11 protein-coding genes are annotated in these 12,205 nt (G+C 70.2%); 5 read left to right on the top strand and 6 right to left on the bottom strand.

The window, feature by feature from the left end; all coding sequences use genetic code 11:
* Window positions 1–8 precede the first annotated feature (8 nt).
* Together ACFV2X_RS07550 and ACFV2X_RS07545 are read left to right on the top strand one after the other, a co-directional pair.
* Window positions 9–1,253, top strand: coding sequence for an ATP-grasp domain-containing protein (locus ACFV2X_RS07550; protein ID WP_385612675.1), 1,245 nt, complete (start codon window positions 9–11; stop codon window positions 1,251–1,253).
* 73 nt (window positions 1,254–1,326) lie between these two features.
* Complete coding sequence (locus ACFV2X_RS07545; protein WP_385612672.1) at window positions 1,327–2,622, top strand: UDP-glucose dehydrogenase family protein; 1,296 nt, start codon at window positions 1,327–1,329, stop codon at window positions 2,620–2,622.
* Window positions 2,623–2,667: 45 nt separating this feature from the next.
* Here ACFV2X_RS07545 and ACFV2X_RS07540 read toward each other — a convergent pair whose 3' ends face one another.
* The 3 genes from ACFV2X_RS07540 to ACFV2X_RS07530 all read right to left on the bottom strand — a co-directional run bounded on the left by ACFV2X_RS07540 (window position 2,668) and on the right by ACFV2X_RS07530 (window position 5,180).
* Window positions 2,668–3,468, bottom strand: coding sequence for a BTAD domain-containing putative transcriptional regulator (locus ACFV2X_RS07540; protein ID WP_385612670.1), 801 nt, complete (start codon window positions 3,466–3,468; stop codon window positions 2,668–2,670).
* A gap of 15 nt (window positions 3,469–3,483) precedes the next feature.
* On the bottom strand, window positions 3,484–3,849 hold the full coding sequence (locus ACFV2X_RS07535) for a hypothetical protein (RefSeq protein WP_385612669.1): 366 nt from the start codon (window positions 3,847–3,849) through the stop codon (window positions 3,484–3,486).
* A 227-nt stretch (window positions 3,850–4,076) separates the two neighbouring features.
* Window positions 4,077–5,180 (bottom strand): Gfo/Idh/MocA family protein, encoded by a 1,104-nt coding sequence (locus ACFV2X_RS07530; protein WP_385612666.1) that lies wholly within the window; start codon window positions 5,178–5,180, stop codon window positions 4,077–4,079.
* Window positions 5,181–5,410: 230 nt separating this feature from the next.
* On the opposite strand from ACFV2X_RS07530, the gene ACFV2X_RS07525 reads away from it, so the two are divergent.
* Window positions 5,411–5,575, top strand: coding sequence for a hypothetical protein (locus tag ACFV2X_RS07525; RefSeq protein ID WP_385612664.1), 165 nt, complete (start codon window positions 5,411–5,413; stop codon window positions 5,573–5,575).
* A 293-nt stretch (window positions 5,576–5,868) separates the two neighbouring features.
* Here ACFV2X_RS07525 and ACFV2X_RS07520 read toward each other — a convergent pair whose 3' ends face one another.
* From ACFV2X_RS07520 to ACFV2X_RS07510, 3 genes are all read right to left on the bottom strand, one after another.
* A complete protein-coding gene (locus ACFV2X_RS07520; RefSeq protein ID WP_385612927.1) occupies window positions 5,869–8,613 on the bottom strand; it encodes a hypothetical protein in 2,745 nt (914 codons plus the stop codon).
* A gap of 172 nt (window positions 8,614–8,785) precedes the next feature.
* Window positions 8,786–8,989, bottom strand: coding sequence for a hypothetical protein (locus ACFV2X_RS07515; protein WP_385612661.1), 204 nt, complete (start codon window positions 8,987–8,989; stop codon window positions 8,786–8,788).
* Between the two features lie 2 nt (window positions 8,990–8,991).
* Window positions 8,992–9,408: a TetR-like C-terminal domain-containing protein gene (locus tag ACFV2X_RS07510; protein WP_385612659.1), complete on the bottom strand. Its 417-nt coding sequence runs from the start codon at window positions 9,406–9,408 to the stop codon at window positions 8,992–8,994.
* A gap of 423 nt (window positions 9,409–9,831) precedes the next feature.
* Here ACFV2X_RS07510 and ACFV2X_RS07505 point away from each other — a divergent pair, with 423 nt between their 5' ends.
* Window positions 9,832–11,328, top strand: coding sequence for an alkaline phosphatase D family protein (locus ACFV2X_RS07505; RefSeq protein WP_385612657.1), 1,497 nt, complete (start codon window positions 9,832–9,834; stop codon window positions 11,326–11,328).
* A 14-nt stretch (window positions 11,329–11,342) separates the two neighbouring features.
* Complete coding sequence (locus ACFV2X_RS07500; protein WP_385612655.1) at window positions 11,343–12,203, top strand: hypothetical protein; 861 nt, start codon at window positions 11,343–11,345, stop codon at window positions 12,201–12,203.
* The last annotated feature ends 2 nt before the right edge of the window (window positions 12,204–12,205 follow it).

Genomic DNA, 12,205 nt, shown 5'->3' with positions numbered 1-12,205 from the left:
GTATGCACATGGATCTGCCGCTGCCGGCGCGCCCGGCCTCACCTTCCACCCTGCTGCTGGTCGGCTCCGGCTACCAGATCGGCCACGAACACCTGCTGTCCCATCTGGGCACCGCGGCCGATGTGGTCCTGCTGGACGCCGCCGAGCCGACCTGGCAGAAGCCGTGGCTGAAGGACTTCGAGACCTACGACCGCGACGAGAACCCGTTCCCGCTGGAGCAGGCGCGCCGCCTGGTCGAGCGCCACGACGTGCGGGCCGTCATCACCTACAACGAACCGGACGTCCTGCTGGCTGCCCAACTCGCCGAGGCCCTGGGGCTTCCAGGTCTCCCGGTCGAGGCGGCGGAGATCAGCCGGGACAAGAAGCGCCAGCGCGAGCTGCTCGCCGACCTCTCGCCGACCACGTCCGTGCTCGTGCACGAGGTCGAGGACGGGCTGCGGGTCGCCGCGCAGATCGGCTACCCGTTGATCGTCAAGCCACGCGGGCTGTCCGGCAGCGCGGGCGTCTGCCGGATCGACAACGCCGACGACTTCGCCCAGTACTTCCAGGTTGCAGCCGACATCGACAAGAAGGGCATGGCCAGCGATGGACTGCTCGTCGAGGAATACCTGAGCGGCTTGGAGTTCGACGTCGACGTATGGAGCAGCGGCGGGCGGGCCGAGGTCCTCTACTGGTGCCCCAAGACGTTCGATTACGACCCGCACCCGATCGAGGTGGGCTACGTGTGCGGCGAGGGCGCGCTCGACATCGAGCCGCTCGCCGAGGGCTTCGCGCTGGCCTGCGCCGCCGTGCTGGCCGCCGGGATCGATCGGACGCTGGCCCACGTCGAGGTCAAGATGACGCCCAAGGGACCTCGCATCATCGAGCTCAACGGCCGCCCTGGTGGAGACATGCTGTCCAAGATGGTCCACCTGGCCTTCGGCCTGAGCATGGGTTCGCTGCTGGTGTCCGCTGCCCTCGGCGAGCCGCTGAAGGCGGAGATCGTGCCCAATCGGGCCGCCGGTTTGAAGTTCATCTACCCCGAGCGCCCTCAATTGTTCGAGGGGCTGGCCGAGGCTCCTGAGCTCCGTGCCCAGCCGTGGGTCCACCAGGTCGGGGAGCTACGGCCCAAGGGCACGGTGATCGCGCCCCCGCCGATCGACTTCTGGGGCCGGGCCGGCTGGGTGATCGTTGTCGGAGAGCACGCCGACGAAGCCCGCGAGCGGCTGGCCGAGGCGGGCCGCCGGCTCACCGTCGAGGGACCGTACGTCTGAGCCCGCGGTGCTCCTCGCCACGGCTGGTGGGCGCCCGCGCCCGGGGACGCACTGGAAGGAAGGAGAGGGACGCATGCACAACATCGCGGTATTCGGGGCCGGCTACATCGGCCTGGTCACCGGGGCCTGCCTGGCGCAGCTGGGACACCGGGTCACCGTGCGGGACATCCAGCCGCGGCGCGTCGACGCCCTGCGCCGCGGCGAGGTGCCGATCCATGAGCCGGGCCTGGGGGAGTTGATCGCCGAGAACCGGGAGCGGCTCTGGTTCACCCTCGACGCCCATGAGGCGCTACGGGCGGCCGAGGTGGCCTTCATCTGCGTGGACACGCCGCCCACGTCGTCCGGCGACGCCGACCTGTCCCGGATCTGGTCCGTCGTCGAGGACTTGCGAGGAGCACCTCGCCTCACCACCTTGGTCATGAAGTCGACCGTGCCGGTGGGGACCGGCGACCAGGTGCGAAGCGCTCTGGACGCCGCAGGCATGGCACACGTCGGATACGCGTCCAATCCCGAGTTCACAGCCGAGGGCACGGCTGTCCGGGACTTCCTGAAACCGGACCGCATTGTCGTCGGTGCGGCCGACCCGGCGGTGTCCGATCTGGTCGCCGAACTGCACCGGGGCATCGACGGTCCGGTGCAGACAGTGTCGGTGGCTTCCGCGGAAATGGCCAAGATGGCGTCGAACGCCCTGCTCGCCACCAAGATCACGTTCATCAACGAGATCGCCGCTGTGTGCGAGGCGACAGGTGCCGACATCGAGGAAGTGGCGGTGGTCGTCGGCCTGGACCACCGGCTGGGCCCGCACTTCCTGCGGGCCGGCGTGGGCTACGGCGGATCCTGTTTCCCCAAGGACGCTCGAGCGCTGCGAGCGACCGCCTCCAACTGCGGGCTGCCGCTACCGCTGCTCGGCGCCGTCATCGAGATCAACGACCTCCAGGCCCGGCGGGCCGTCGCGCGGCTGAAGTCCCAGCTCGGCGGTCTGCGCGGACGTCGGGTCGCGCTGCTCGGGCTGACGTTCAAGCCGGGCACCGATGACATGCGGCAGGCGCCCAGCGCGGTCATCGCGGCCCGGCTGTTGTCCGAGGGAGCCACGGTCACCGGATGGGATCCGATGGCTCCCCAGCTGACCGACAGCCCCTGGGACCTCGTGGAACGCAAGGACAGCGTGCTGGCGGCGGTCGCCGACTGCGACGCCGCTGTGCTCGTCACGGAGTGGCCTGAGCTCAAGGACGTGGACTGGGGCAAGGCCGCCGAGGTGATGGGCGATCCGCTTCTGTTCGACGGGCGCAACCTGCTCGATCCGGCAGAACAGGTACGGCGCGGGTTTACGTATATGAGCGTCGGCCGCCGCACCGTCCGACCGGACTAGCCAGGCGGTGCGGGGAGCCCATCTGCGCTCCCCGCACGTCCGATGTCAGGACTCCACCGGCGACCGGTGCGAGCTCAGTCGCGAGGTTACGGCGCTCGAGATGGCCCGCTTGGCCCGGCCGACGTCGTCGGACCGCACGATGTCCCGCACCTTCACCAGGTCGCCGCCGGGCTCCAGACCGAGCCTGTCCGAGAACGTCCGACAGGCGTTGCCGAACACCCGTAGCGCCTGTGCACGATGACGGGCCAGGAGAAACGCCAGCATCAGCTGCTGGTGCAGGATCTCGTTGAGCGGATTCCGTGGCAGTTGCTGAGTGAGGAAGCCGATTGCCTCGTGGTACAGGCCGGCGCTGAGCTGTGCCCATGCGGTGAGTTCCACGCATTCGGTGCGCGAATGCCGCAGCCATGAATCGAACGAGCTGAGGATCGGTCCCGAATACACGCCCTCCACCAGGCTGCCCCGGTGCAGGGCGAGCGCGTTGCGCCACGCCCGCGCCGCCTTTTCGTGATCACCGTTGGCCATGCTGAGATGGCCGTCGGCCCGATACCGGCCGAACAGCTGCACGTCCAGCTGCTGACCGCGGACAAGCATGGTGTAGCCGGGGAACTGGCTGTCGACGACCCCATTCCCAATCTGGTCCCTCAGCTTGGAGATGTAGACGTAGATGGCATCCCGGGCCCGCCGTGGCGGCTGGTGCCACACCTCGCCGATCAACTCCTCGACGCTGACCACGCGGCCACTCCGGACCAACAGGGTGGTCAGGATCACTGACAGGTTTCGCGACCGGATCGCGTGGGGGCGACCGTCGACGACGAGGCGGGGTGGACCGAGGATCTCGAAGCGCAAGTCGTGGGTCATGGTTCACGCTCCTCCGGGATCGACGCAGGACCGGGGGGCCGTTCCGGCATGAAGTCTCCTCGGGCCCTCGCCGTGTCGTTGCGGTGGCGCGGGATCCCGATCCCGTCGACTCCCCGCAAGGCGGTACCGATCGGCATAGGTGTTCTCACCGAAGATGAGCCAGTCCCCGAGGCACCAACACATGGTGTTGACCATCCCGGCCGGCCGATGGCCGGCGCGTTCCCACTCCTCGAAGGACAGTAAATCCGGGAACTTCAATCCTGCAGGAGTTACAGGTAACTTGTCGGCGTGCTCCAGGGATTTGGCGCCAACATCGCTATTACTCTGATGGATTGCGCGCTCATTGTTTTCTTCGCTGAACGTATTCATGCCCTCGTTCCTTCGTGCAGCGCTACTCAGGAGAGGTTGTCCTCTAGCTGAAGGATCGCTTTAGAGCCTGCTGGGACAGACGCCTGGCCGTCGCTCCGTGGCCTCGGCGACCAGGGTGTGCAGGTCGCCGAGGCGCAGCCGGTCGGAGACCGTCCGGGCCCAGGCCGGACGGGGGACACCGGCGTCTGCGGAACCCCGGCGACGGCGACGATCTCCGCCACCGGTGGTCACCCGCGCACGGCGACGGACGCCACCAGGTCGGCGCCGGCGGCCGCTTCGGCGGGGCCCGGCGCGGGCGCCGTGTCCACCCGGCGGGCCGAGCGGTACAGCTCGTCCAGCAGCCGCAGTGTGTACAGGCCCTCCTCCCCGCTCGCGGCCATCACGTGGCCGTCGCGTATGGCGGCGGCGAAGTCGGCGATCTGCCGCCGGTGCGAGATGCCGTAGTAGCCGATGCCGACGGGTGCCGGCTCCGCCTCCCGGTCGATGACGGCCCGGGCGGCGGCCCGCAGGGCGTCACCGCCCTCGGCCAGGTGCAGCGTTCCGGGGTGGTCGAGGTCGAACAGCACCGAGCCCTCGGTGCCGATCAGTTCGATCCGCGTCCGCCAGGTGATGCCGCTCGCCACGGTGACGTGGTACGTCAGCAGCGCGCCTCCCGGCGCGCGGAGCACGGCGGCGAGGGTGTCCTCGGTCTCCATGCCCCCGCGCGGTGCCGTACGGCCGGCGGCCGCGCCGGCGACGGTGAGACCGCCGCACAGCCAGCGGGTCACGTCGAGGGCGTGATAGCCCTGGTTGACCAGGGCGGACCCGCCCTCGCCCGCCCATGTGCCGCGCCAATAGCTCTGGGCGTAGTAGTCCGCGTCGCGCCCGCACTGCAGGCTGACCGTGCCGGAGACGAGGTGCCCCAGCAGCCCCGCGGCGATCCAGTCCCGTACGGCGGTCACGACCGGGTCGTACCGGTGCTGTGACACGACCGACAGCACGCGCCCGGTGCGCTTCGCGAGCGCGTGCAGGGCGGTGCCGTCCCTCGGGTCGAGCGCCAGTGGCTTCTCGACCAGGACGTGCTTCCCGGCCTCGAGAGCGGCGGTGGCCAGCGCGGCGTGCTGAGCGTGGTCGACGGCGATGGAGACGCTGTCGACCGCCGGGTCCTCCAGCACGATCCGCGGGTCGGAGGTCGTGCGGGGGACGCCGTGCTCGCGCGCCAGACTCTGCGCGCGCGTGAGGTTCCGGTCGCACGCCCAGCGGATCTCGGCGTCCGGCAGGGCGGAAAGTCCGTCGACGTGGTTGGGGGCGACGCGTCCGCACCCCACGATGGCATGGGCAAGGGGTTTCACCTGGGACTCCTTCATACTCGGGTCCCCGCCGGTGACGGCGCGAAGAATCGCCGCACGTACGGGTTCGCACCTCAGTAAATGTGAAACGATTTCACCGTGTCAATGCGCAGAATGCCTTCACCGAGGGTTAATGACCGACCCTTGACTGAGTTTGTTGACAACAATCTTGACGTGTAGTCAATAAGTTGCCTACGGTTGCCTCGCCCGGCGCTGCCACGAGGAGGTATCGCATGCATCCGCCCAGCGCGCTCGCGCCGGTCGGCACATACACCGACCGCACTTCACCCGACCACCGCCCCCCAGGGGGCACGGCGCACGACCCCGACGAGCTCGCCCGGCGGCGGGCCGTCGAGCCGGCCGCACGCAAGGCGATCCACCAGGCCACCGACGCGTGACCCTCATGCCGGCGCTCCCCGGCATGAGCGTGCTCTGCCCCCGTAGCGCTTCAAAACGGCTTCACTGGCCGTGAGCTGGGGGTGACGGGCGTAGTCGTGGGGGAGTTGCACCGTGTGGCTTCGGCCAAAGAAGTTCGTGGTGCGGTCGCCGAGCTGCCAGAGCAGCTGTCGGGCTTGCTGGGTGGACCGGGGGCTGGACGGGACGGTCGGGATCCGCGTGACGTTGTGAAGTGCGGGCCCGGACGGACCGGACCCCGCACAAGAGGGTGCTCACGATGCCTCGTACATCGTGCTTACGGCTTGTCGAGCACCGTCCCCGTCAGCACCGGCCTGTCGGGCAGCGGCTCGGCGTTGCGGTCGGTCAGCGCGAGGCGCATCGACTCGGTCGGCTCGGCCACCTGGTCCCGCAGGGTCGGCACGACGAAGTCCACGCTGGTGCTCCCGGGCGGGATGTTCAGCCACACCCACAGGTTCGCGTCGGACAGCGGCCGCTCGGGGTCGGGCACGTCACCGGACGACTCCTGGAGCCACTGCGGGTCCACGTCCTTGGTGGACAGCTCGGCGCCCTCGGTGACCGGAAGCACCCGCACCGGCTGCCAGATGTCCACCGCCGTGGGTGCGTCCACGGACATCCGCCAGGTCAGCGTCTCTCCCTCGGTCGCCCGGTCCGCGACCGGCGACAGGGTGATCATCGGCTCGGGGTCGTCATTCTCGACGGTGAGCCCGCCCCGGTGCTTGCCGACTACGGCGTTGTGGTCGGCCTTGACCGCGATGTCGTGCTCTACGTCGTCGCCGTAGACCGTGTCGCCCTTCACCTCGACCGGAACGTCGATCGCGTCGCTGCCGGGCCGTACGGTCACGAGGCGGTTCTCGGCCCGGCCGCTGTCCGGGCCGAGGACGTACACGCGGACCTGCCCGCTGCCGTGCCCGGAGATCTCGACCGGGATCCGGTAGGTGCGGGTGCCCGAGTCGCCCTCCTTGACGATCGTGCGGCCCACGTCGACACGCGGCAGTGTGGCCGCCTTCACCGCCAAAGTGCCGGGCGCCCAGCCCCAGGCGTCCATCAGCCAGGCCCGTCCGGACCGCGAACGGGACGTCAGCTCAAGGGACTTGACATGCCTGAGATCGAGCCCGGCCCGGGTCGCGGCCGACAGCGGGACGCGCAGCTCCTGAGCCCAGTAGGAGGCGGTGTTCACGGAGCCCGGGAGCCCGTCCGCCTGGACCGAGCCCAGCGTCACCCGACGGTTGGAGGAGTCGGTGACGGACACGTCGAACTTCGTGCCGGTCGTGTTCGGCGGTACGAAGACCCGGAGCGCGAGCTTCTGGGAGCCGCGGAGGGAGAGCGGCTTGGCCGGAGTGATACGCGCGGCCGTGCCCGGCGCGGACCACTTCAGGTCCACCGCGCTGCGGCCGGTCTCCTGTTCCGTCTCCCACCCCGCGAAGTGCGGTGACGATCCGAGGGTCTCCGGGTCCAGACAGGCCACGGCCGGGTCCGGGTCGATCGCCGAACACAGCCGGGCGCCGGTCACCTTCGCTCCGCCGTCCGGCAGGAAACCGCCGCTGCGGCGGCCGCCGACCGCGTGGGTCAGCACCCGGGCCGGGTCCGCGGACGCGGCCCGCTTGCCCGAACCGTCGAGCAGCGGACGCACCCGATCGTCCCCGGCGAGGAAGAGCCGGGCCGCGGCGGCGATGTACGTGGCGCCCGCCCCGTGCTGCTGGGCGGCGGTCAGCCGGGCCGCGGCACCCGGCGCGCACACCGGGTCCGGCTGCTCCGGGTCGGTCCCGAAGTCGTCCCTGGCCGGTGCGACGGCCTCGCCCGGGGTCCACTCGCTGTTGAAGTAGTTGTGGTTGGCGCCGACCATGTAGACCGCGCTGTGCAGTGCCGTGCCCCGGCTGATCCCGCGCGTCCCGTCGACGAAGTCCTCGCCCTGCAGGTCCGACACATCGCCGTCACAGCCCGGCAGCAGCGTCACGGACGGCACGTCGGCGACCGGATTCTGGCCGAAGATCGTCGGTCCGATGAGCACAGTCCCGCGCACCTTCCAGCGCACCGGGCCCCGGTAGCCGTCCTCGGCGGCCGGTGGCGGGTAGAGGCTGTCCATGGCGGCCCGGTTGACGCCCTCGCCACCGCGCGAGTGGCCGACGAGCAGGACATGGGAGAGGTCCGCCTTCGCCGCCTCGCGTACGACGGCCGGGGCGGAGGAGCGATGGGCGGTCCAGGCGGCCCAGCGGGCGAGGTGCTGCCGTACCAGCGAGGAACGCGCCTGCGCGCCGGCGTCCTCGGCCTCCCAGTCCTGGGCGTTGATGCCGTTCGCCGAGATCGACACCGTCACATAGCCCTGGGAGGCGAGCAGTTGCTGGTCGCGCAGGTAGCCCAGGTAGCTCGGGATCGGCTGGTAGCCGTCCGCACAGGGCCAGTCGCCGGTCACATCGTCCTCGGAGCCCGGCTTGTAGCAGGTGTCATGGCGGCCGTGCAGGAACACCGCGAGCGGCCGGCTGCCGGTGGCACCCTTCGGCGCCACCACCTCGGCGGTCATCTCCACCGGGGTGTCGACCCCGGGCAGGCGCACCGGGTCGAGGTCGTACTTCCCGGTGACCGTGCGGTACGAGCCGGGCTCGCCCGGATCAACGCCGTTCGCCGGCGCCTGCGCGGGCATCCGTGCCCCGCGCGAGCCGGGCTTGTGCGTCTTGTCGGCCGCCGCGTCCAGCCGACGCCCAGCGGCCGTCACTTGAAGATCCGTCAGCTGCTTGGGCCGCGTCTCGTCGAGGGCGAGCCGGAAGGTCCGCCCGTCCCTCGCCGGCTTCGGCACCCCGAGCAGCCGGTCCCCGGTACGGAACTCGACCCGCGCATCCCCCATGGGCACGGCCTTCGGCGCACGCCAGACCAGCTCAGGTGCCCCGCCCGCCCCGTCGATCCGCCACCCCGGCGGAAGTGGGTTGTCGTCCGTCGCGCTCAACGGCCCCGGCCCGTAAGGCGGTTCAGCCTGTGCCACTCCGGGCGAGCCCGCTAGGGCCGCCAGCACCGCCACGGCGGTCACACATATTCGCCGGGCACGGATCAATGGCCTTCTCCTCAAAACCCCTTGCGCAGACGTCCCGTCGGTCCCGGGCGCCTCTCGCGTCACCTAGGACGGGGGCGAGGTGTCTGTGGGTTGTCTGTGCGGGGACGCCGATAGCGGGCGAGCAATGCGATCAAGCCAGCGCAGCTGATCACGGGCCGATCGTGCCGTGCTCTCCGCCCTCGCCTGCCGGCTGCCACCCGCCTGGCAGCTCGGTCATCGGGTTGCCGCCGCTACCGTCGGCGCGTCCTGTGCCGCTCTCGTCCACCGAACGCCCCCTGATCCTGTCCTTCTCCTCCAGCGATGACTCCCCGCCCGTACGCTCCGGCAGGTCTTCCCCCGGCTGCATCATCACGATCACGCACTGTCGAGTCTGGCGACTCTGTCGATGATGGCGTCGGCGGCGCTCGGTTCGATCCAGGGCATCCGGGAGACGGCGCGCTGGTGCGCCAGTCCGTGCAGGCAGACCCAGAGGGTGACCGCGTCCGTCTGCGGGTCGGTGGTTGCCGATTGCCCTGCCGCAGCACAGTCGGCGAGGGTATCGGCAAGCAACTGCATGGCGTCCGCACCGAGGGTCGTCAGGTCCTCGGCTGTCAGCGAGTTCTCCCCGAGGGTCGGCATCCACTGGCCTCCGAACATGGCGCGGTAGCGCCCGGGGTGTTCCTCCGCGTAGCCGAGATAGGTGCGGCACAGGGCGTACAGCCGATCCCGGGCATCATCACCGGCGGCATTCGCGGCGGCCCTGAGATGGGATTCCGGCGTGTTGCCGCGCACGCTGGCTGCGGTGACGGTAACGAAGCGGCGCCTGCGGGGAGTTCCACTCGCGACATGCGTTGTCCGGGTTGTAGGAGTCGTCCCAGTGTCCGCGGTCCGGGCGTGCTGGGTCAGTTCGTCTCTGGCGCTCGGGAAGGCCGGGCAGCCCCCAGGGCCGTCGGCCGCGTGTCGCGCCGACGGTACTGCCGGTCACCGCCCGCTCCTGGCGGAGAGGTTCCTCTGGAAGAGAACGTCCTCTCCGGCGTCAGTTCGTGTTGAAGTCCTGGCGATACCGTTACCAAATGTTGCCCAGTTCTTCACCTGGCGCCGCCAACGTCCACGCACGTGAAACACTCTCCATTTCTTCCTCCAGCGCTGAGCGCGGCGACGCGTCGACGTTTCCTCACAGTCACGGGTGCCGCCGCCGGGCTCGCACTTTCCGGCATGCTGCCCGGGATCAGCCCCGCCACCGCCGCGACCACCTCCGCCACCAAGCAGGACCCGTTCACGCTCGGGGTCGCCTCCGGCGACCCGCTGCCGGACGGTGTCGTGCTGTGGACCCGTCTCGCCCCTGACCCGCTGGCGCCCTTCGGCGGCATGGACCAGCGGACCTACTCGGTCCAGTGGGAGATCGCCGCCGACGAGCGCTTCAGCCGGGTGGTCCAGCGCGGGACGGCGAAGGCCGCACCCGAGTACGGCCACTCCGTGCATGTGGACGTCCGCGGCCTCGAACCGGCCCGCGAGTACTACTACCGCTTCCGCACCGGCGGGTTCGTCAGCCCGGCCGCCCGCACGAAGACGGCTCCGGCGCCGGACCAGCTGCTGCCGAGCATGACCCTCGCCGTCGCCTCCTGCCAGGCCATCTGGGAGGGCTGGTTCACCGCCCACCGCGACCTGGCCGCCCGCCACCACGACGTGGTGCTGTTCCTCGGCGACTACATCTACGAGTTCGGCAACGACCGCGGCGTCCGTCCCGGCGACGACGACCCGCTGCGGACCCGTCAGACCGTCACCCTGGACGAGTACCGCCAGCGTTACGCGTACTACAAGACCGACCCGGACCTGCAGGCGGCGCACCATACCGCCCCGTGGGTCGTGGTCTTCGACGACCACGAGGTCGTCGACAACTGGGCCGACCGGTACGCCGGGAGCACGCCCACCGACGAGTTCCTGGTCCGGCGGGCCAACGCGTTCCGCGCCTACTGGGAGAACCTGCCGCTGCGTGCACCGCAGTTCCCTGCCGGTCCCGAGATGCAGCTCTACCGCCGCCTGCGGTACGGGCGGCTGGCTGAGTTCTCCATGCTCGACACCCGCCAGTACCGCAACGACCAGGCGAACGGCGACGGCGTCAAGGCGCCCAACGCGGCCACGGCCGACCCCAGCCGCTCCATCCTCGGCTTCCCCCAGGAGAGATGGCTGCTCGACGGCCTCACCGCGTCGCAGTCCACCTGGAACGTCCTCGGCCACCAGACCGCCATCACTCTCCTCGACACGGTCTCCGGCCCCGGCGTGGCCGTCCCGATGGATGCCTGGGACGGGTACAGCGCATCGCGCGACCGTCTCCTCGGCGGCATCGACGAGCGCGGCATCCAGAACGTGGTGAGCCTCGCCGGCGACCTGCACCGTACGGTGGTCAGCGACCTCGCGCTCGACTTCACCGACCCGGACTCGAAGGTCGTAGCCACCGAGTTCGTCGGCACCTCCATCTCCTCGGCGCGGGACGGCGAGGACCTGGACGCCGGCGGGCGGGTGCTGCTCGAGGAGAACCCGCATATGAAGTTCGGCAACTTCCAGCGGGGCTACATCAGTTGCGAGATCACGCCGGACCGCTGGATGTCCGAGTTCCGCGTGTGCGACCGGGTCACGGTGCCCGAAGGCACCGTGAGCACCCGCACCAAGCTCGCCGTCGAGAGCGGCGTCGCCGCCATTCAGCAGGCATGAGAAGAGGAACGACCATGAAGAAGACCCTGACCGCCGCCGCGGTCGCGGGCGTGCTGACGGCCGGCGTCACCCTCGCCGCTCCCGCCCAGAACGCCGTCGCCGCTCCGGGAGGCAAGGCCCGCCCGAGCGTCGTGATGTGGGCCTCGCCCGCCGCGGTGTCCGCCAGCGAACTGCCGTGCCTGCCCACCTCGATCGCGGTGACCTTGACCAACACCGGCACCGAACCGGTCTTCGCGGACGCCACACTGAAGGCCGAGGCACCGCTCGTCCTCTCCGACACGCTCTTCCAGACATACCTGCCGCCCAACAACCCGGCCCAACCGGTGACCAAGTCGTTCGGCGTGCTCGTCCCGCGCGGGACGAAACCGGGGACGTACGACGTCACCGTGACCAGCGGCAAGCAGAAGGAGGTCGTCCCGGTCACGGTCCAGCCGGTCCCCGAGCGCGGGCCCGGGGCCAACCTCGCCTACGGCGAGCAGGCCATCGCCTCCTCCACGCACGGCAACTTCACGCTCTGCGGCGCCGTCGACGGTGACAAGGACCAGAGCCACTGGGACACCCTGACCGGCTGGAACGACGCCACCCGGGACGTCTTCCCCGACTGGTACGGCGTGGAGTGGCCGACGGTCCAGACAGTCGACCGGGCCGAGCTGTGGACCAAGACGCCCGCTACCACGAGCGGTATCCGGGACTTCGACATCCAGGTCCGTGACGGCGACACCTGGCGCACCGTCGCGCAGGTCGTGGGCAACACCGAGGAGCACATCGTCACCACGTTCCGCGCCGAGCAGACCGACGCGGTACGCGTCTTGATCCACTTCGGCGGCAGCAACTACTCGCGTCTCGTCGAATTCGAGGTCTACGGCCCGCAGTAGAA

It is taken from the genome of Streptomyces sp. NPDC059679, assembly GCF_042734105.1.
In the GTDB taxonomy this organism is placed as follows: domain Bacteria; phylum Actinomycetota; class Actinomycetes; order Streptomycetales; family Streptomycetaceae; genus Streptomyces.
The sequence above is the reverse complement of the archived record's forward strand: the minus strand, read 5'-3'. Positions and strand labels throughout refer to the sequence as shown.